General features: G+C 64.0%; 19 protein-coding genes. 8 read left to right on the top strand and 11 right to left on the bottom strand.

What is annotated here, in order from left to right:
- Positions 1-227: 227 nt before the first annotated feature.
- The 5 genes from ureE to AC3WK8_RS20590 all read left to right on the top strand — a co-directional run bounded on the left by ureE (position 228) and on the right by AC3WK8_RS20590 (position 3,893).
- Positions 228-728, top strand: a complete 501-nt coding sequence (gene ureE / locus AC3WK8_RS20610; RefSeq protein WP_103325699.1) for an urease accessory protein UreE — start codon at positions 228-230, stop codon at positions 726-728.
- A complete protein-coding gene (locus tag AC3WK8_RS20605) occupies positions 725-1,399 on the top strand; it encodes an urease accessory protein UreF (RefSeq protein WP_103325700.1) in 675 nt (224 codons plus the stop codon). The genes ureE and AC3WK8_RS20605 overlap by 4 nt, the downstream gene beginning before the upstream one ends.
- A gap of 24 nt (positions 1,400-1,423) precedes the next feature.
- Entirely contained in the window at positions 1,424-2,038 is a 615-nt protein-coding gene (gene ureG, locus AC3WK8_RS20600) for an urease accessory protein UreG (protein WP_022641998.1), read from the top strand.
- A 34-nt stretch (positions 2,039-2,072) separates the two neighbouring features.
- Positions 2,073-2,645, top strand: coding sequence for a HupE/UreJ family protein (locus AC3WK8_RS20595; protein ID WP_053132316.1), 573 nt, complete (start codon positions 2,073-2,075; stop codon positions 2,643-2,645).
- 108 nt (positions 2,646-2,753) lie between these two features.
- Positions 2,754-3,893: an AGE family epimerase/isomerase gene (locus AC3WK8_RS20590; protein WP_103325701.1), complete on the top strand. Its 1,140-nt coding sequence runs from the start codon at positions 2,754-2,756 to the stop codon at positions 3,891-3,893.
- Positions 3,894-3,918: 25 nt separating this feature from the next.
- Here the strand turns inward: AC3WK8_RS20590 and AC3WK8_RS20585 are convergent, their stop codons facing one another.
- The 10 genes from AC3WK8_RS20585 to amaB all read right to left on the bottom strand — a co-directional run bounded on the left by AC3WK8_RS20585 (position 3,919) and on the right by amaB (position 14,988).
- On the bottom strand, positions 3,919-4,824 hold the full coding sequence (locus AC3WK8_RS20585) for a cation diffusion facilitator family transporter (protein WP_103325702.1): 906 nt from the start codon (positions 4,822-4,824) through the stop codon (positions 3,919-3,921).
- 275 nt (positions 4,825-5,099) lie between these two features.
- Entirely contained in the window at positions 5,100-5,864 is a 765-nt protein-coding gene (locus AC3WK8_RS20580) for an SDR family oxidoreductase (RefSeq protein ID WP_103325703.1), read from the bottom strand.
- A gap of 626 nt (positions 5,865-6,490) precedes the next feature.
- Positions 6,491-6,682: a hypothetical protein gene (locus AC3WK8_RS20575; RefSeq protein WP_146043275.1), complete on the bottom strand. Its 192-nt coding sequence runs from the start codon at positions 6,680-6,682 to the stop codon at positions 6,491-6,493.
- Between the two features lie 6 nt (positions 6,683-6,688).
- The gene (locus AC3WK8_RS20570; protein ID WP_103325705.1) at positions 6,689-7,405 is read right to left on the bottom strand and encodes an ABC transporter ATP-binding protein; all 717 of its coding nucleotides are present in this window, start codon (positions 7,403-7,405) and stop codon (positions 6,689-6,691) included.
- Entirely contained in the window at positions 7,402-8,274 is an 873-nt protein-coding gene (locus AC3WK8_RS20565) for an ATP-binding cassette domain-containing protein (protein WP_022641910.1), read from the bottom strand. Before AC3WK8_RS20565 ends, AC3WK8_RS20570 begins: the two co-directional genes overlap by 4 nt.
- Positions 8,271-9,566, bottom strand: coding sequence for a high-affinity branched-chain amino acid ABC transporter permease LivM (gene livM, locus AC3WK8_RS20560; RefSeq protein WP_053132324.1), 1,296 nt, complete (start codon positions 9,564-9,566; stop codon positions 8,271-8,273). The genes AC3WK8_RS20565 and livM overlap by 4 nt, the downstream gene beginning before the upstream one ends.
- A gap of 2 nt (positions 9,567-9,568) precedes the next feature.
- Positions 9,569-10,483: an ABC transporter permease subunit gene (locus tag AC3WK8_RS20555; protein WP_022641909.1), complete on the bottom strand. Its 915-nt coding sequence runs from the start codon at positions 10,481-10,483 to the stop codon at positions 9,569-9,571.
- 161 nt (positions 10,484-10,644) lie between these two features.
- Complete coding sequence (locus tag AC3WK8_RS20550) at positions 10,645-11,781, bottom strand: branched-chain amino acid ABC transporter substrate-binding protein (RefSeq protein ID WP_022641908.1); 1,137 nt, start codon at positions 11,779-11,781, stop codon at positions 10,645-10,647.
- Between the two features lie 361 nt (positions 11,782-12,142).
- Entirely contained in the window at positions 12,143-13,426 is a 1,284-nt protein-coding gene (gene amaA / locus AC3WK8_RS20545) for an L-pipecolate oxidase (RefSeq protein ID WP_085595470.1), read from the bottom strand.
- Positions 13,427-13,497: 71 nt separating this feature from the next.
- Positions 13,498-14,988 carry an L-piperidine-6-carboxylate dehydrogenase gene (gene amaB / locus AC3WK8_RS20540; protein ID WP_103325706.1) on the bottom strand — a complete coding sequence of 497 codons (1,491 nt, stop codon included), beginning with the start codon at positions 14,986-14,988 and terminating at the stop codon, positions 13,498-13,500.
- Between the two features lie 170 nt (positions 14,989-15,158).
- On the opposite strand from amaB, the gene AC3WK8_RS20535 reads away from it, so the two are divergent.
- The 3 genes from AC3WK8_RS20535 (at position 15,159) to nadE (ending at position 18,226) form a co-directional block, all read left to right on the top strand.
- On the top strand, positions 15,159-16,052 hold the full coding sequence (locus tag AC3WK8_RS20535) for a LysR family transcriptional regulator (RefSeq protein WP_022641905.1): 894 nt from the start codon (positions 15,159-15,161) through the stop codon (positions 16,050-16,052).
- Between the two features lie 128 nt (positions 16,053-16,180).
- Positions 16,181-17,395, top strand: a complete 1,215-nt coding sequence (gene pncB, locus AC3WK8_RS20530; RefSeq protein ID WP_085595475.1) for a nicotinate phosphoribosyltransferase — start codon at positions 16,181-16,183, stop codon at positions 17,393-17,395.
- Between the two features lie 3 nt (positions 17,396-17,398).
- The gene (gene nadE / locus AC3WK8_RS20525; protein ID WP_085595477.1) at positions 17,399-18,226 is read left to right on the top strand and encodes an NAD(+) synthase; all 828 of its coding nucleotides are present in this window, start codon (positions 17,399-17,401) and stop codon (positions 18,224-18,226) included.
- A 57-nt stretch (positions 18,227-18,283) separates the two neighbouring features.
- On the opposite strand, the gene azu is transcribed toward nadE, so the two are convergent.
- Positions 18,284-18,730, bottom strand: coding sequence for an azurin (gene azu / locus AC3WK8_RS20520; protein ID WP_022641902.1), 447 nt, complete (start codon positions 18,728-18,730; stop codon positions 18,284-18,286).
- Between the last annotated feature and the right edge of the window lie 288 nt (positions 18,731-19,018).

Raw genomic sequence — 19,018 nt, 5'->3', positions numbered from 1 at the left:
GGAGCAGGCCTTTGCGCCTGTCCGTCAAACAGGCACCGGATTGCGGCAAAAACATTTGCAGCGCACCAAGCCAGTGCTATAAATCAGCTCGGCGCAGCAATTTGTAACAAGATGAAACAAGGTTTTGCCCCTTTTCCAGGCGCAGTAGCAGGGGTTTTCCTTTCCTTCGAGCGATTGGCAAGGCCCTTGCTCAGGCTTGTGCATCGTTCATAGCTGGAAGCTTTCCGATGCTGGTGATCCATCGCCGAACCCCCCCCCAGGCCTCCTGGTCCGCTGAACTGCACCTGACCTATGAAGCGCGCAGCAAGAGCCGCCTGCGCTGCTTCAGCGTCGAGGGCGAGGACGTCGGCCTGTTCCTGGAACGTGGCCAGCCACCGCTACATGATGGTGAGTTCCTGGTCGCCGAGGACGGGCGCATCGTCAGGGTCTGCGCCCGCGCCGAGACCCTGCTGCATGTCACCTGTGGCAATGCCCTGGAACTGACCCGCGCGGCCTATCACCTGGGCAACCGCCACGTGGCCTTGCAAGTGGGCGATGGCTGGCTGCGGTTGCTGGACGACTACGTGCTCAAGGCCATGCTCGAACAACTGGGGGCCAGCGCCAGTGTCATCGAGGCGCCATTCCAGCCCGAGCATGGCGCCTATGGGGGCGGACACCATCACTCCCATCACGGCGATGCGGACTTCAACTACCCGCCACGCCTGCACCAGTTCGGCGCTCGCCCGTGAACCCGGCCTGGGCCCTGTTGCGCCTGGCCAGTCCGCAACTGCCCATCGGTGGCTACAGCTATTCCCAGGGCCTGGAGATGGCGGTGGAACAACAGCGGGTGCATGACCCTGACAGCGCCCGGCGCTGGATCGGCGACCAGTTGCTGCTCAACCTGGCGCGCTTCGAGGCCCCGCTGCTCTGGGGCCATTGCCTGGCCGCAGCGGAGCAGGACTGGCAGCGCCTGCACCAGCTCGGTGAAGAGCATCGGGCCAGTCGTGAAACCCGCGAGCTGTACCTGGAGAGCCGGCAAATGGGCTACTCCCTCAAGCAACTGCTCGAAGGCCTGCCGGAACTGGACGCCGGCGCCCGCCAAATGCTGGCGCGACAGGACGAACCGCACCTGGCCCTGGGCTGGGCCCTGGCCGCCCGTGCCTGGCAAATCGCCCCGCGCGATGCCCTGGTCGCCTGGCTTTGGAGCTGGCTGGAGAACCAGCTGGCAGTGCTGATGAAGACCCTGCCCCTGGGCCAGCAGGCCGCCCAGCGCCTGACCAGCGACCTGCTGCCACTGCTGCAACAGGCCCAGCAGCAAGCCACCGCACTTGATCCCCAACACTACGGCAGCGCCGCCTTCGGCCTGTCCCTGGCGAGCATGGCCCATGAGCGCCAGTACAGCCGCCTGTTTCGTTCCTGAGGGCCCGTCATTTTGGAGAAGCACATGAATACACAACCCTTGCGCGTCGGTATCGGAGGCCCGGTGGGCTCCGGCAAGACCGCCCTGACCCTGGCCCTGTGCCTGGCCCTGCGCGAGCGCTACAACCTGGCGGTGGTGACCAACGATATCTATACCCGCGAAGACGCCGATTTCCTGGTGCGCAACCAGGCCCTGGCACCGGAACGGATCATCGGCGTGGAAACCGGTGGCTGTCCGCACACCGCCATTCGCGAAGACGCCTCGATCAACCTGGAGGCCGTGGATCAGCTGAACCGCCGCTTCCCGGGGCTGGACCTGATCCTGGTGGAGTCCGGCGGCGACAACCTGTCCGCTACCTTCAGCCCGGAACTCTCGGACCTGACCATCTACGTGATCGATGTCTCGGCCGGCGACAAGCTGCCGCGCAAGGGTGGCCCCGGCATCTGCAAATCCGACCTGCTGGTGATCAACAAGATCGACCTGGCGCCGCTGGTCGGCGCCTCCCTGGACCTGATGAACAGCGACACCCAGCGCATGCGTGGCGGCAAGCCGTTCGTCTTCAGCAACCAGAAAACCGGCCAGGGCCTGGCGGACATCATCGCCTTCATCGAACGCCAGGGCCTGCTGAGCGCAGCCTGAACCCAACCTCGACCCTCGAAAAGGACAGCGATCCATGACCTTCCAACGCATCCTCGGGGCCCTGGCCCTGCTGCTGGCTCCCACCCTGGCCCTGGCCCACCCCGGCCATGGCGACAACGGCCTGGTGGCCGGCATCGGCCATCCGCTCGGCGGCCTCGACCATCTGCTGGCGATGGTCGCGGTAGGCCTGTGGGCCGCCCAGCAACAAGGCGTGGCCCGCTGGGCGCTGCCCTGCACCTTCGTCGGCACCATGTTGCTGGGTGGGCTGCTGGGTTTCACCGGCCTGCAACTGCCAGCCCTGGAAAGCGGCATCGCCGCCTCGGTCCTGGCCCTGGGCCTGGCGGTCGCGCTGGCAGTACGCCCGCCGCTGGCCCTGGCCATGGCGGCCACAGCCTTGTTCGCCCTGTTCCACGGCGTGGCCCATGGCCTGGAACTGCCGGAGATGTCCAGCCCCTGGGCCTATGCCGCAGGTTTCGTGGCCGCCACCGCGGCGCTGCATGCCGCAGGGTACGCCCTGGTGCGAGCGCTACCGCGGACCGCCGCGCCCCTGGTGCGCATGGCCGGCGCGGCCTCTGCCGCCGCCGGCGTGTGGCTGCTCGCCGGTTGAAACCCTCAGGTCGCAGCCGCCGCGGTGGCTGCGACGCAGGGCCAATCGGCACGGCCTTCTCTGCTAACATGTCGCGCATTCAAACCTGCCGTTAGAAGACGCCAGCCAATGCTCGATGTATCCCGCCCTACCCCCTCGCCAGTCGCCAATGCTGTGTTCCAGGCCGTGCAGCAGCATTTTCACAAGGTGATCGTGCCCCTGTGGCAAGGGCCGGGCTGGAACCCGCAACTGGCGCTGCCCTACGAGGCGCTGGACACCGAGCACCAGCCCCTGCCGCCGCAGCGCTATCGGGCCATGGCCTGCGCCCGACAGTTGTACGTGTTTTCCCAACTGATCGGCGAGGCCAGCGCGCCCTTCGCCGCGGAGCGCGCCGCAGCACTGTTCCGCTCGCTGCAACGGCATTTCCACGATGCCGAGCACGGCGGCTGGTTCTACAGCATCGACCCCGAAGGCGCGCCGCTGGACCGGCGCAAGGACCTCTACACCCACGCGTTCATCGTCTTCGCCTGCGCCCACTACTGGGCCAAGGTCCGCGAACCGCTGGTGGAGTCGACACTCAATGCCGCCCTGGAAGTGGTGGCCCAGCGTTTCGCCCAGGGCGAGGGGCTCTACGAAGCCAGCCTGGGCGAGGATTGGTCCTTGCTGGGCAGCGGTCCGTTGCAGAACCCCTCGATGCACCTGGCCGAGGCCTTCCTCGCCACCCTCGCGGCCCGTGACGATGCATCGGTGGAGGCGGCCTTGCTCGAGTTGTGCCAGGCCATGCAGCAGCACTTCATCGAGCCACAGCAGGGCGTGATGATGGAGAAGCCCCTGGGGGCTGTGGATAACTGGTTCGAGCCAGGACACCAGTTCGAGTGGTATTTCCTCCTCGCCTCCTCGCCCCTGCTGCGCCAGGGGCCGCTGCACGCCTGCCTGGAACGAGCCTTCGCCCTCAGCGAACGGCTGGGGGTCGATCCCCAGAGCGGCGCGGTGTGCGCGATGCTCGAACTGCCCCCCCAGGCCAGCCCCAGGGATGCCACCCAGCGTATCTGGGCCCAGGCCGAATACCTGCGCGCGCTGACCTTGCGCACCGATGGCCAGGCCTTCCTGGAGCGCCAGCTCCAGGCGCTGCAAGGCAACTTCCTGCATGCCGACGGCTGGTACGAATGCCTGGACGCCAATGGCGCGGTCAGCCGCCAGGACATGCCTTCGACCACGCCTTATCACCTGGCCACCTGTTATCAGGCCCTGGCTGGCTACTTCGGCTGAAACGCCTGGCCGGCCCACAGGCCGGTCAGGCGATCCACTTGCGATCGCCGGTGAAGCTGATGGTCAGCCAGCGTGCGGCATCGGCTCCGCCCAACTGGCGGGAGATGTCCTCGCGCAAACGGTCCAGGGTCGCGACATCCTGTAGCGGATAGTCGGCCGGCAGCACCACGTGGATCTCGATGAAACGCGCCCGGCCGTGCTTTTGCACATAGCTGACATAGTCCTCGAAACCATGGGTGGCCTTGGCTTGTTCCATCACTGTGCGCACGGTCTCGTCCAACTGGTCGGGAGCGATGCCCAGCACCTCGCGCAAGGCCGGGCGCAGGATCTTCAGGGCCGGCGCCAGCATGCTCAGGGCCAGGGCGATCAAGATCAGCGGGTCGACATACACCGCCCACTGGTCATGGCCGTAGTGTTTGAGCAATAAGGCGCAGAGGAAGCTCACCAGCAGGCCCACCGACAGCATGGCGTCCACCAGCCAGCTGATGTTGTCGAACTGGATCAGCGACGACTTGAGCTTGCGGTTGCGATGGCGCACGTAGAAGAAGTAGGCGAACTCCACCACGGTGAACACGGCGGCGTAGACGATCACCAGCCCAAGCTCGATCTCCCGGCCTCCATTGATGATGCCGAACACACCGTTGAGAAAGGCGTAGATGGCGATCAGCAGCAGGAAGCTGCCCTCGATCAACAGCACCATGGGTTCCAGGTGCCAGAAGCCGAACTGGAAGCGCTGGTTGCCCGGCTTGGTGATCAGCCTGGCGGTGATCAGCATCAGCACCTTGATGAAGGTGGCGATCAGGGAAAAGAAACCATCGAACAGGATGGATTGGGCGCCAGAAACAAAACCTGTGGCGATACCGGCGATCGCCACGGCGAACATCAGTACGGTCGATTGCTTGAGCAGAGCCTGCTCACCTCGGTTACTCACGATTCCTCCCACGGAACTTGGAAAACACCGCCTCGATAACAGCGGCAGTACAAATTTAGGGGAGGAATTCTAGCGTGCCTCGGCTTCGGCCAGCTGAAACGAATCAGCTTATATATTTCCGCGTGCGTCCGACCTCACTGCGAGGCTGTGGATAACGGCTGTCGCTGGGCATGATCATGGGCGCCGTGCAAGGTCCTGCGGACCTTGGCGCAGCCTCGCCAGCTCAGCAGCGGCAAAAGTACCGCGCACTGCCAGCGAAGCTGCACCCTGGCAGGTCAGGCCTTGGCGCGGTCGATGGCGAAACCGGCCCAGGACTGGCTGACCGGCATCAGTTCCAGGCTGTTGATGTTGACGTGGGCCGGAGTATTCATGACCCAGAAGATGGTCTCGGCGATGTCCTCGGGCTGGATCGGCTCGGCGCCGGCGTAGGTGGCGTCATAACGGGCCTGGTCACCGCCAAAGCGCACCAGCGAGAACTCGCTTTCGCACAGGCCCGGCTCGATGTTGGTCACCCGTACCCCGGTGCCCTGCAGGTCGCAGCGCAGGTTCAGGGAGAACTGCTTGACGAAGGCCTTGGTGCCGCCATACACGTGGCTGCCGGGGTAGGGGTAGTTCCCAGCGACGGAGCCCAGGTTGACGATCCCGGCACCACGGCCATGGGCGATCAGCCGCGGCAGCAGTAGGCGGGTGCTGTACATCAGGCCCTTGATGTTGGTATCGACCATGGTGTCCCAGTCGTCCAGGTCGCACTTGGGCGCAGGGTCCGCCCCCAGGGCCAGGCCGGCGTTGTTGATCAGGCCGCGCAGCTTGGCGAACGTCGGCGGCAGGTTGTCGATGGCCTGTTCCATGGCCTTGCGGTCTCGCACGTCCAGCACCAGGCCATGGACTTCGGTCTGCTTGGAGAGCTCCGCGCACAAGGCATCGAGGCGCTCCTGGCGGCGACCGGTCAGTACCAGCGACCAGCCGGCCTCGGCAAAGCGCCGGGCACAGGCCTCGCCGAAACCGGAAGTCGCGCCTGTGATGAACAGAGTGGAAGTCATGGTGTTCTCCTTGCTGGGGGCGGGCCGCCATTTCAATAAAAAAACGTTTCGCAGCATGCCCGGCCCGGCTTCGGGCGGCAACTGGCCCTGTACCCAGGAAGCTTCATGGCCACAGCGCCTGCAGCCGCTGTGGATATCCCCAGGATGCTGTACAAAAAACAACCACCAGGCGCAAATCCAGGCCCTGCGTGGCCTGTAGCCAGGTGCGCGCACCTTATCCACAGGGCGGTCCACAGTCTTTGGGGGCAACTGGCAAATATTCCAGGCCACGATCCACAAGGCCTGCGCAGGCACAGGCAAAGTTTTTCCCTTGACCTGGGCCGGCCGTCCGTGCCGCCGCAGCCTGAAAAGATGACCGAACGGTCAAACAATAGAAGGCCAGAGGCCAGTAACCACGCCGCCCCGGGAGTTCTTTCCAGAGTTTAACCACAGACTTATCCACAGGCTTGTACAGGGCTTCGTCCACCGCCTGCTGCGACAATAAAAAGGTTGACAAAGCCGTCCTGAAGATCGCCAAAAGCCGCTGATCAAAAAACCAACGATTGCTTGCAAGCCACGTCCTGCAAGGCTTTCAGCCAGCTACTCCCACGTTACCCACAGCCCGCTCCACAACAAACGGGGACAACTCAAAACGGTGGAAAAACAACCGTTTGCGGCATCTTCATGCGGCGTTCCGGCAACTTGCCCAAGAGGTTTTCCACAATTGTCGGACGCAAATCAGCACCCTCCTCAAAGCCAGCCCCGGAAATCAGGCTGAACCTGCGGGTGTGGATAAAAAAGGCCCCGCCGGCGCGAACCGGCAGGGCCTTTTCATCCACAGCCGGTCAGTGGCCGCCCAGGTAGGCGTTACGCACCTCCTCGTTGACCAGCAGTTCCTTGCCGCTGCCGCTGAGGCGGATCTCGCCGTTGACCATCACGTAGGCGCGGTCGGACAGCTTGAGCGCATGGTTGGCATTCTGCTCCACCAGGAAGATGGTCATGCCGCTGGCCGCCAGCTCCCGCAGGGTGGCGAAGATCTGCTTCACCACGATCGGCGCCAGGCCCAGGCTCGGTTCATCCAGCAACAGCAACTTGGGCCGGCTCATCAAGGCCCGGGCGATGGCCAGCATCTGCTGCTCGCCGCCGGACATGGTCATGGCCCGCTGGTTGCGCCGCTCCTTGAGCCTGGGGAACAACTCGAACATGCGCTGCATGTCCTCGCTCGCGTACTGGTCGCCGATGGGAATGGTGCCCATCAGCAGGTTTTCCTCCACGGTCATGTCGGGGAACACCCGGCGCCCTTCAGGGGACTGGGCGATGCCGTTGGACGCGATGTAGTGGGACGACTTGCGGGTGATGTCCACACCGCGATAGAGGATCTGTCCGGACTCGGCCCGGGGCTGGCCGAAAATCGACATCAAGAGGGTCGACTTGCCAGCGCCGTTGGAGCCGATCAGGCTCACGGTTTCCCCTTCGTCGATGTGCAGCGAGACCTTCTTCAAGGCCTGGATCGGCCCGTAGTACACATCCAGGTCCTTGAGCTCGAGGATAGGTTGAGTCATGCCAGTTCCTCTTCGTCGGCACCCAGGTAGGCGGCGATCACCTTCGGATCGTTGCGGATCGCCTCCGGCCCGCCTTCAGCGATCACGTTGCCGTGGTCCAGTACCACGATATGGTCGGAAATGCTCATCACCATGCCCATGTCGTGCTCGATCAACACCACGGTCAGGTCATGTTCGTCGCGCAGCAACCGGATCATCGCGCTCAGCGCCTCGGTTTCCTGGGGGTTGAGGCCCGCGGCCGGTTCGTCGAGGCAGATCACCTGCGGCCGCGTGCACATGGCCCGGGCGATCTCCAGGCGCCGCTGCTGGCCGTAGGACAACTCGCCGGCCAGGCGGTTGGCGCAGTCCACCAGGTCCACCACTTCCAGCCAGTAGAAGGCCTGGTCCAGGGCATCGCTTTCCGCCTTGCGATAGCCCCTGGTGTTGAGCACTCCCGCCAGCAGGTTGCGATTGACCCACATGTGCTGGGCCACCAGCAGGTTCTCCACCACCGACATTTCCCGGAACAGGCGGATGTTCTGGAAGGTCCGCGCCAAGCCGGCCCGGTTCACCAGGTGGGTGCCGCCGAACATCTTGTAGTACAGGCGGCTGGAGAAGTTTTTCGGCGACACGAAGTCGCTGGCCCGGAACGGCTCGCCCAACAGCTTGATGACGTTGGTCTGCTGGCCTCGGGTATTGAGTTCGATGCGGCCACCGGATGCCTTGTAGAAACCGGTGAGGCAGTTGAACACCGTGGTCTTGCCGGCACCGTTGGGGCCGATCAGGGCGAAGATCGAGTTGCGCTTGACCTTGAGGCTGACATCGCTGAGGGCCTTGATGCCGCCGAAATGCATCATCAGGTTCTCGACCGAAAGAATGTATTCGCTCATGGCGCGCTCCTTGGGGTCAAAACACCTTTGCGCGGGGTCACCCCGGTGCGGCTGATGCGGATCAAGCCCCGCGGCCGCCAGATCATCATCAACACCATGAGGATGCCGAACAGCAACACCCGGTATTCGGAGAAGCTACGCAGCAGTTCAGGCGCCACGGTGAGCACGAATGCGGCGATCACCACGCCCACGGTGGAGCCCATGCCCCCCAGCACCACAATGGCGAGGATCAGCGCCGACTCGAAGAAGGTGAAGGACGACGGGTTGACGAAGCCCTGGTAGCTGGCGAAGAACACCCCGGCCAGGCCCGCGGTGGAGGCACCCAGGGTAAAGGCCGAGAGCTTCACCAGTACATGGTTCAGCCCCATGGCGCGGCAGGCGATCTCGTCCTCGCGCAAGGCTTCCCAGGCCCGGCCCACGGGCATGCGGGTCAGCCGATGCTTGATGTAGAGCACCAGCAGCACCACCAGGAACAGCACGATGTAGATGAACAGGAACTTCAGGTTGGGGTTGTATTCCAGGCCGAAGAACTCATGGAACGGCACTCCACCGTCCTTGGCCTTGCGTCCGAACTCCAGGCCCAGGAAGGTCGGCGACGGCACCGGCATGCCGTTGGGACCACCGGTGAAGGACAGCCAGTTGTTGAGCACCAGGCGGATGATCTCGCCGAACCCGAGGGTCACGATGGCCAGGTAATCGCCATGCATGCGCAACACCGGGAAGCCCAATATGCATCCCGCCAGTGCCGCGGCGATCGCCGCCAGCGGCAGCACCGTCCAGAAGCCCAGGCCCAGGTACTGGTAGCCCAGGGCCAGGCCGTAGGCGCCGATGGCGTAGAACGCCACGTAGCCAAGGTCCAGCAGCCCGGCCAGGCCCACCACGATGTTCAGCCCAAGGCCCAGCAGCACGTAGATCAGGCCGAGGATCACCACGGTCAGCAGGTACTTGTTGGCGAAGAACGGAAAGACGATGGCGATCACGATCAGCGCCGGAATGATCCAGCGCAGCCGCGATTTGTAGTCCGGCGCCAGCACATGCACGCCCGAGCCGCTGCTTTCGAAACCCTGGAGGATCTTCAGCCCGCGCGGGGTCTGCAGGAACAGGCTCAGGGCCAGGCGCCCGGCCATGACGATAGCCACCAGCCAGGCGACCCGGGTCGGTTCCAGGTTGAAACTGTAGCCGTCCAGGACCACGCCCACGATGGGGCCGAACACGATCAGCGAGATCAGCCCGGCGAGCACGGCGTCGACGACGCTCTTCTTGATATCGATCGGTTTATTGGCAGCAGACATACTTACACCTTCGCCACGAGTGGGCGACCCAGCAGGCCTTGGGGACGGAAGATCAGGATCAGCACCAGCAGCGAGAAGCTGAACACGTCTTTGTAGTCGGAGTTGATCAAGCCGGAGAACAACGACTCGGAGATACCGAGGATGATCCCGCCGAGCATGGCCCCGGGCAGCGAGCCAATGCCGCCGAGCACCGCGGCGGTGAAGGCCTTGATGCCGATGACGAAGCCGGCGTAGAAGTCGAAGGTGCCGTAGTTCATGGTGATCAGCACCCCGGCCAGGGCGGCCATGGCCGCGCCGATGATGAACACGTAGGAGATCACCCGGTCGGTGTTGATCCCCAGGATCGAGGCCATCTTGCGGTCTTGCTGGGTGGCCCGGCACATGCGCCCGAGCTTGGTGTACTTGATGATGTAGGTCAGCAGTGCCATGCCGGCGAAAGCCGCCACCAGGATGAAGATCTTGGTGTAGGTCAGTTGCACGAAGCCACTGCCGATATCCACCTTCCAGGCCCCGGCCAGCAGGGTGGGCACGCCCTGCTGCTTGGCGCCCTGGCTGATCTGCGCGTAGTTCTGCAGGATCAGCGAGATGCCGATGGCGCTGATCAGCGGCGCCAGGCGGGTGGAGTTGCGCAGGGGCTTGTAGGCGACGCGCTCGATGACCCAGCCGTAGATCCCGGTGACCACGATGGTGAAGATCAGGGTGCCGAGGATGAGTAGCGGGAAGGATTCGATGCCGAAGTAGGCCAGCAAGGCCAGGCTGATTGCCGCCAGGTAGGCGGAAATCATGTACACCTCGCCATGGGCGAAGTTGATCATGCCGATGATGCCATAGACCATTGTGTAGCCGATGGCGATCAGACCGTAGACGGACCCGAGGGTCAGTCCGTTGATCAGTTGCTGCAGGAAAATACCATCCATAACGCAATCTCACGGACTTGAGAGACGGCACAGGGCGTCGACGCCGGACAGGGATCACCCATCCGCGCAACACGTCCGTTGTGCAGCTCTACGAGAAAAGGCAAGTACTGCACGAGTACGGACCGATACCAGGGGCCGGTATCGGTCCGTGCGGACTCATGTCACTTCTGTTTTTCCAGCTGGTGGTATTTGCCGTCCTTGTCCCACTGGTAGACCACGTAGTCGGAGACCTTCAGGTCGCCCTTGGCGTCCCAGGTCTTCTCGCCCATCACGGTCTTCACCGGATTGGCCTTGAGCCACTTGGCGGCGTCCTCGCCCTTGTTCGACTTGGCACCATTGAAGCCGGCGGCCAGGGCCTGGATCGAGGCGTAGGCGTACAGGGTGTAGCCCTCGGGCTCGGTGCCGGCCTTGCGGAAGGCGTCCACCACGGCCTTGCTGTCCGGCAGCAGGCGTGGGTCGGCGCCGAAGGTCATGTACACGCCATCGACGTACTGCGGGCCACCGGCAGTGGTCACCAGCTCGTCGGTGACGATACCGTCGTCGGACATGAACTTGACGTCCTTCAGGCCCTGCTCGCGCAGTTGGCGCACCAACGGGCCGGCCTCGGGATGCAGGCCGCCAAAGTACACCACGTCGGCACCGGCGGCGCGGATCTTGGTCACCACGGCACTGAAGTCCTTCTCGCCCCGGGTCAGGCCCTCATACAGCACCGGGGTCACGCCGCGCTTGGTCAACTGCGCCTTGGTGGCGTCGGCCAGGCCCTGGCCGTAGGTGTCCTTGTCGTGCAGCACCACGACCTTCTTGCCCTTGAGCACATCGATGATGTAGTCGCCGGCCACCACGCCTTGCTGGTCGTCACGCCCGCACATGCGGAACATCGCCGACAGGCCGCGCTCGGTGACCTGGGGGTTGGTGGAGCCCGGAGTGATGGCAATCACCCCGGCGTCGCTGTAGACCTCGGAAGCCGGGATGGTCGACGAGGAGCAGAAGTGCCCGACCACGCCGGCCACCTTGTCCTGGTCCACCAGGCGGTTGGCCACGGCGACCGCCTGCTTCGGCTCGCAAGCGTCGTCGCCCTTGACCAGCACGATCTTCTCGCCGTTGACCCCGCCCTTGGCGTTGATTTCGTCAGCCGCTGCCTGTGCACCCTTCATGTACTGCTCGCCAAATGCCGCGTTGGCGCCTGTCATGGGACCCGCTACGCCGATCTTCAGGTCGGCTTGAGCAAACGCAGAAACACCCAGCGCAGTTGCCACTGCGAGGGCCAGGAAGCCTTTCTTGTAAAACGTCTGGGACATGAGGTGATGCTCCAAGGTTTTTTAGTTGGCACTGCGACTTACATCAATGCTCAGAGCAAGCGCCGTGCCAGTGGTTTTTTATTCTTAGAAAAGTCGCTGTCTTATTGTTATTTCGACTGTTTCGAGCCCATTTTCATTGGGCGTGCAACCGTCTAAACCGCGGAAGGTAAAACCCTGTTTTCCAGTGGGCGCAACCCACTCGTGCCATCATTGCAACCGCGACACAATTCAACGTGCAACCCTCTTGTAACAGCCTGCGTCACCGAACTGCACACCCGTGGTGCGCAACTGCTACGAGCCGCACCACTACAGGCTAGTCGCTGCATCGAAAAGCGTCGTCAATGGCTGTGCATTTCCTCATTCAGATAACGATTCGCAGGCATTGGCCGGCGTGGTAGAGGGAGAACCCGGCCTCGTACAGGCAACTGCGCAGGGCCGCGCCAGGCAACGGCTGCATGGGCGCAAAGGGAATCGGCAAGGCCTGCGGGTCGCCATTGCACAGGTAATCGGCGAAAGCCTTGCCGACCACGGTGCCGGTGGTCACCCCGCGGCCGTTGTAACCGGTGACGGCCACCAGCCCCGGAGCCGGTTCGAACAGGCGCATCAGGTGGTCGGGGGTGAAGGCGATGCAGCCGGTCCAGGTGCATTCCCACTCCACGGGCTTGAGGTAGGGGAAGTAATGCTGTTGCACCCGGTCGGCCCAGGCCTTGAGGAACCACAGGGGCTTCTGGTTGCCATTGCCCAGGCTGCCCAGCAGCAAGCGGCCCTCGGCATCCCGGCGGATGCTGCTCAGCACCTGGCGGGTATCCCAGGAACCCTGGCCACCGGGCAGGATCTGCAGGGCAGCCTCTTCGGTCAGCGGCACCGAGGCCACCTGGTAGTAGTAACCCGGGAAGAAATTGCGCCGCAATTCGGTCCAGTCGCCCTCGGTGTAGGCGTTGGAGGCGATCACCACCTGCTCGGCCAGCACCGAGCCCTGGTCGGTCTGCACCGACCAGCGCTGGCCCTGGCGCTCCAGGCGGGTTACCGGCGAATGATCGAACAGCCGGCCGCCCAGGTCGGCCGCCGCCTTGGCCAGGCCGCTGACATAGGCCATGGGGTTGATGGTCCCGGCCCGGCGATCGAGCAAGGCCGCGGCGATCTTCCTGGTCCCGGTGGCGGTTTCACAGGCCGCACCGGTGAGCAACTCCACCGGCGCGCCCCGACGCTTCCATTGCTGCTCGCGGCTGCGCAGGTCGGCCTCGCCCCGGGCGTTGTGGGCCATGTGCAAGGTGCCTTCGCGGCGCAACTGGCAATCGATGCGGTACTTGTCCACCAGGCTGAACACCAGCGATGGCGCCGCACCGAGCATGCGATTGAGCTGGCTGCCGACTTGTTCGCCGAAGCCGGCCTCGATCTCGTCCGGTGGAATCCACATGCCGGCATTCACCAGGCCGACGTTACGCCCCGAGCCCCCCTGCCCGGCACGCTGGGCCTCCACCACGCAGACGCGCTTGCCCTGCTCCAGCAGATGCACCGCCGCCGACAAGCCGGTGAAGCCGGCGCCGATGATGCAGACATCCGCCGTCTGCTCGCCCCGCAGCGGTGCGTGGTCAGGCCTTTGCGGAGTCAATCGTTCCCATAGACATTGTTCTTGTAGTGCCATCGCCAACTCCGAAATCAACCCACATGGACCAACCGCCCCTGGCACGCCTGGCCGGCAGGCGTGCCAGGGGCTCAGTCGAAGGTAATGCCCTGGGCCAGCGGCAGCTCGCGGGAGTAGTTGACGGTGTTGGTCTGGCGACGCATGTAGCCACGCCAGGCGTCGGAGCCGGACTCGCGCCCGCCGCCGGTTTCCTTCTCGCCACCGAAGGCGCCACCGATTTCCGCACCGCTGGGGCCGATGTTGACGTTGGCGATGCCGCAGTCGCTGCCCACCGCCGACATGAAGCGCTCGGCCTCACGCACATCGGTGGTGAAGATGCACGAGGACAGGCCCTGGGGCACGGCGTTGTTCAGGCGCAGGGCCTCATCGAAGTCCTGGTAGCCGATCACGTAGAGGATCGGGGCGAAGGTCTCGCTGCACACCACGTCGCTCTGCTCGGGCATTTCCACGATCGCCGGCGACACGTAGTAGGCGTTGGGGTACTGGTCCTGCAACTGGCGCTGGCCGCCGAACACCCGCCCGCCCTCGCTCAGCGCCTGCTCCAGGGCGTCCTGCATGGCCTCGAAGCTGTGCTTGTCGATCAGCGGGCCGACCAGGTTGCCTTGCAGCGGGTGGCCGATGCGTACCTTGGCATAGGCGGTCTTGAGGCGAGCGACGATCTCTTCCTTCACCGATTCATGGGCGATCAGGCGGCGCAGGGTGGTGCAACGCTGGCCGGCGGTGCCGACGGCGCTAAACAGGATCGCGCGCACGGCCATGTCCAGGTCGGCGCTGGGCCCGAGGATCATGGCGTTGTTGCCACCCAGTTCGAGAATGCTGCGGGCGAAGCGCGCCGCGACCTTGGGCGCCACTTCACGGCCCATGCGGGTGCTGCCGGTGGCGCTGACCAGGGCCACGCGCGGATCGTCCACCAGCGCCGCGCCGGCATCGCGACCGCCGATGATCACCTGGCTCAGGTATTCGGGGGCGTCATGGAAGTTCTTCAGCACTCGCTCCAGCAAGGCATGGCAAGCCAGGGCGGTCAGCGGAGTCTTTTCCGAGGGTTTCCAGATCACCGGGTTACCGCAGACCAGGGCCAGGGCGGTGTTCCAGGACCAGACCGCCACCGGGAAGTTGAAGGCGCTGATCACCCCCACCACCCCCAGTGGATGCCAGGTTTCGCGCATGTGGTGGCCGGGGCGCTCGGAGGCGATGGTCAGGCCATAGAGCTGGCGCGACAGGCCGACGGCGAAGTCGCAGATGTCGATCATCTCCTGCACTTCCCCCAGGCCTTCCTGAGTGATTTTGCCGGCCTCCCAGGACACCAGCTCGCCGAGGTCGGCCTTGTGCTCGCGCAGCACTTCGCCGAACTGCCGCACCAGCTCGCCACGGCGAGGGGCCGGGACATTGCGCCAGAGGGCGAATGCATGCTCGGCGCGACTGACCTGCTGCTCCACTTCGGCGCCCCCCTGCCAGTTCACCGCGGCGATCCGGCTGCCGTCGATGGGCGAATGCACAGGGTGTGCGCCCGACTGGTAGAGGGCCGGGTTCACGCCCAGACGATCAAGCAATGCGGCAACCATGGGTGACTCCTTACAGGTGGCAAGCGAAAGACCAGGACCGCCGTGGCGGTCGTCGAGACCTGTAGTTGTAGCTGGCCGCAGACTTGCCAACAAACGACCTTTAAGCGAGATATCATTCCGTTTATTCATGCTGGGCCGGCATCCAGCACCGATAAGAACAAGGACAAGCCATGCTGAACAAACGCTACCTGCCGTCGATCACGGCCCTGCAGTGCTTCGAGGCCGTGACCCGGCACCTGAGCTTCACCCGCGCGGCCGAGGAGCTGAACCTGACCCAGAGCGCGGTGAGCAAGCAGGTGGCGCAGCTGGAAGAGCTGCTCCAGCACTTGTTGTTCCGCCGCGTGCGCCGGCGCCTGCAGCTGACCCCGGCCGGCGACCTGTACCTGGTGGAAGTGCGCAAGATCCTCACCCAGGTGGAGATGTCCACCCACTACCTGCGCTCCTACGGCGGCGAGACCGAAGTACTGCGGGTCTCCACGCCCTATACCTTCGGCGCCCGCTGGCTGGTGCCAAGGCTCAAGGGCTGGCGCCTGCGCCACCCGCACATCCACCTGGACCTGTGCAACGAACAGGAGCCCGACGAACTGCTCCAGGGCCATAGCGACCTGGCGTTCTACTTCGGCCAGGGCGCGCGCCCCGGCACCGAGAGCCTGAAGCTGTTCAGCGAGGAACTGGTGGCGGTATGCGCCCCCGACAGCCTGCCGGCCGAACCGCTCACCGATCCCCGGCAACTGGCCGACCTGGTGCTGCTGCAAAACGCCTCGCGGCCCCAGGGCTGGCACGAGTGGTTCGAGCAGCAGGGCTACCAGACCGAGCACAGCTACCACGGCCCGCGCTTCGAGACCTTCTACATGTGCATCCGCGCCGCCCAGGTCGGCTGCGGCGTGGCCCTGCTGCCGCGGTTCCTGGTGGAGGAAGAACTGGCCGAGGGCAAGCTGGTGATCGCCTGGGAGTACGCCATGCCCAGCCAGGATGCCTACTACCTGGCCTACCCCGAGCATGCGGCGGAAGTGCCCAAGGTTCGCGATTTCGTGCGCTGGATGCTGGAGCGGATCGATCCGTAGTTCCCCGACTTCAGCCCCGGGCCGAAAAAACACTGGCAAAGCCCAAGGCGTCTATGCGCCACTAGCGCCTTCACTGAAAGAGCTGAGTGCCGCACCTGTCAGTCGCGGCCAGCATGGAGATTCCCGTTATGAGCGAGAGTGTGTTTGCCGATCGCATCGTGCAGAACCTGCTCGACACCGACTTCTACAAACTGACCATGATGCAGGCGGTGCTGCACAACTACCCCAACGCCGAGGTGGAATGGGAGTTTCGCTGCCGTAACAGCGAGGATCTGCGGCCCTACCTGGCAGAGATCCGCTATCAGTTCGAGCACCTGGCGGAGTTGAGCCTGAGCCCCGACCAGCTGGGCTTTCTCGAGCGCATCAGTTTCCTCAAGGCGGATTTCCTGCGCTTTCTCGGGCTGTTCCGCTTCAACCTGCGCTACGTGCACACCGGCATCGAGAACGGCGAGTTGTTCATTCGCCTGCGTGGCCCATGGCTGCATGTGATCCTGTTCGAAGTGCCGATGCTGGCCATCATCAGCGAAGTGCGCAATCGCTACCGCTACCGGGAAACCCAGCTGGTGCAGGCCCGTGAGCAGTTGTATCGCAAGTTCGACTGGCTGACCGCCAATGCCAGCAGCGAGGAGCTGGGCGAACTGCAGGTGGCCGACTTCGGCACTCGCCGGCGCTTTTCCTATCGCGTCCAGGAAGAGGTGGTGAATGTGCTCAAGCATGACTTCCCCGGACGTTTCGTCGGCACCAGCAACGTGCACCTGTCCCGCGAGCTGGGCATGAAGCCCCTGGGCACCATGGCCCATGAATGGATCATGGCCCACCAGCAGCTGGGGCCACGGTTGATCGACAGCCAGATCGCCGCCCTCGATTGCTGGGTCCGCGAGTACCGGGGCCTGTTGGGCATCGCCCTGACCGACTGCATCACCACCGATGCTTTCCTGGGGGATTTCGACCTGTTCTTCGCCAAGTTGTTCGACGGCCTGCGCCATGACTCGGGGGACCCGATCCTCTGGGCGGAAAAGGCCATCGCCCACTACCACAAGCTGGGCATCGACCCGATGAGCAAGACCCTGGTGTTCTCCGACAGCCTGACCCTGCCGCGCTCCCTGGAGATCTTCCGGGCGCTGCGCGGGCGGATCAACGTCAGCTTCGGCATCGGCACCAACCTGACCTGTGACATCCCCGGTGTGGAGCCGATGAGCATCGTGCTTAAAATGGCCGCCTGCAATGACCAGCCCGTCGCCAAGATCTCCGACGAAGCGGGCAAGACCCATTGCAAGGACCCGAACTTCGTCGCCTATTTGCGCCACGTTTTCCAAGTACCTGCCCAACCTGGCAAGGAGTGAATCATGCAAGCCGTACAGCTTGAGATTGCGCAGCAGCTCAAGGTCCAAGCACCTTTTCCCGACCACGCCGCCCTGGAAGCGGAAATCGCCCGGCGCGTGCGCTTCATCCAGGACTGCCTGGTCAATTCCGGCCTCAAGAGCCTGGTATTGGGCATCAGCGGCGGGGTCGACTCGCTGACCGCCGGCCTGCTGGCCCAGCGGGCCATGGTCGAGCTACGTGCCAGCAGTGGCGACCAGCGCTACCGCTTCATCGCCGTGCGCCTGCCCTACGAGACCCAGTTCGACGAGCACGACGCCCAGGCCGCGGTGGACTTCATCAACCCCGACGAGCGCCACACGGTGAACATCGGCCCGGCGGTCAAGGCCCTGGCCAATGAAGTGGCGGCCTTCGAAGGCCAGCACGCGGTATCCCGGGACTTCGTACTGGGCAACACCAAGGCGCGGATGCGCATGGTCGCCCAGTACACCATCGCCGGCGCCACCCAGGGCCTGGTGATCGGTACCGACCATGCCGCCGAGGCGGTGATGGGCTTCTTCACCAAGTTCGGCGACGGCGCCTGCGACCTGGCCCCCCTGAGCGGCCTGGTGAAAAACCAGGTGCGCGCCATTGCCCGGTATTTCGGGGCCCCCGAGTCGCTGGTGGAGAAGATCCCCACCGCCGATCTCGAGGACCTGTCGCCGGGCAAGCCGGACGAAGCCTCCCATGGCGTCACCTATGCCGAGATCGATGCCTTCCTGCACGGCCAGCCAGTGCGCGAGGAAGCCTTCAAGACCATCTGCGACACCTATCGCAAGACCCACCACAAGCGGGTCATGCCCTTCGCGCCCTGAGCGCCAGGCACAAAAAAAGCGCCCCTAGGGGCGCTTTTTCGTTGCAGCCGGGCCTGATTACTTCAGGATCACGGCGCCTTTCATCATCGAGTTGTGGCCTGGGAACGAGCAGAAGAACTGGTAGCTCTCGCCAGCGGTCAGCTTGGACACGTCGAAGGTCACCGAATCCTTTTCACCGGCACCGATGATCTTGGTGTGGGCGATGACGCGGGTGTCGCCTTCCTTCAGGTAGTTCTTGTCGATGCCAGCGGCCATGCCGTCGGCAGCGATGCCAGCCATGTCTGCGGTCTTGCTCAGTACCCAGTTATGACCCATGACGTTCTTCGGCAGGCTGCCGGAGTGGCCCAGGTTCACGGTGAAGGTCTTGCAGCTCTTGTCGATGGTGATTTCCTTGGTGCTGAAGGACATCTGGTCGGTAGAGTCGACGTCGATCTTGCACTCGGCGGCCATCAGTTGGCTGCTGGCCAGTGTCAACAGGGATGCTGCAACGAGTTTGGCAAACATGGTGAATCTCCAAGGCAGGGTTAACAAAATCCATCTGAATCCATGGGAGGCAAGACTGCCTGAATTTCTCGCTACTGCCTATGATTTGCATCAAGAAACTGTATACAACTCTCTGCTATCAGGCCGATCGAAACAATCAAGCAGCCAGCCTCGGGAGCTGTCCCTAGAATCACCGCCACCACCCCACCGGAGCCTGGATTATGTCGTTCAACAGCCTGTTTCGCAGCTTGCTCGCCGCCTACGCCTGTGGTGCCAGTGGCACCCACGAGACCCCGCAACGCGACGTTT

It is taken from the genome of Pseudomonas sp. FW507-12TSA (assembly GCF_058781435.1).
Note: the sequence above shows the minus strand (reverse complement) of the source record. Positions and strands in the feature narration are given on the sequence as shown.

Bases quoted from the DNA above. Each gene is read 5' to 3' on its own strand.
- AC3WK8_RS20570 (WP_103325705.1), bottom strand. From the start codon at position 7,405: ATGACTCAACCTATCCTCGAGCTCAAGGACCTGGATGTGTACTACGGG.
- ureE (WP_103325699.1), top strand. From the start codon at position 228: ATGCTGGTGATCCATCGCCGAACCCCCCCCCAGGCCTCCTGGTCCGCT.
- AC3WK8_RS20535 (WP_022641905.1), top strand. From the start codon at position 15,159: ATGCTGAACAAACGCTACCTGCCGTCGATCACGGCCCTGCAGTGCTTC.
- AC3WK8_RS20565 (WP_022641910.1), bottom strand. From the start codon at position 8,274: ATGAGCGAATACATTCTTTCGGTCGAGAACCTGATGATGCATTTCGGC.
- AC3WK8_RS20590 (WP_103325701.1), top strand. From the start codon at position 2,754: ATGCTCGATGTATCCCGCCCTACCCCCTCGCCAGTCGCCAATGCTGTG.
- pncB (WP_085595475.1), top strand. From the start codon at position 16,181: ATGAGCGAGAGTGTGTTTGCCGATCGCATCGTGCAGAACCTGCTCGAC.
- AC3WK8_RS20550 (WP_022641908.1), bottom strand. From the start codon at position 11,781: ATGTCCCAGACGTTTTACAAGAAAGGCTTCCTGGCCCTCGCAGTGGCA.
- AC3WK8_RS20595 (WP_053132316.1), top strand. From the start codon at position 2,073: ATGACCTTCCAACGCATCCTCGGGGCCCTGGCCCTGCTGCTGGCTCCC.
- livM (WP_053132324.1), bottom strand. From the start codon at position 9,566: ATGTCTGCTGCCAATAAACCGATCGATATCAAGAAGAGCGTCGTCGAC.
- ureG (WP_022641998.1), top strand. From the start codon at position 1,424: ATGAATACACAACCCTTGCGCGTCGGTATCGGAGGCCCGGTGGGCTCC.
- amaB (WP_103325706.1), bottom strand. From the start codon at position 14,988: ATGGTTGCCGCATTGCTTGATCGTCTGGGCGTGAACCCGGCCCTCTAC.
- AC3WK8_RS20555 (WP_022641909.1), bottom strand. From the start codon at position 10,483: ATGGATGGTATTTTCCTGCAGCAACTGATCAACGGACTGACCCTCGGG.
- nadE (WP_085595477.1), top strand. From the start codon at position 17,399: ATGCAAGCCGTACAGCTTGAGATTGCGCAGCAGCTCAAGGTCCAAGCA.
- azu (WP_022641902.1), bottom strand. From the start codon at position 18,730: ATGTTTGCCAAACTCGTTGCAGCATCCCTGTTGACACTGGCCAGCAGC.
- amaA (WP_085595470.1), bottom strand. From the start codon at position 13,426: ATGGCACTACAAGAACAATGTCTATGGGAACGATTGACTCCGCAAAGG.
- AC3WK8_RS20580 (WP_103325703.1), bottom strand. From the start codon at position 5,864: ATGACTTCCACTCTGTTCATCACAGGCGCGACTTCCGGTTTCGGCGAG.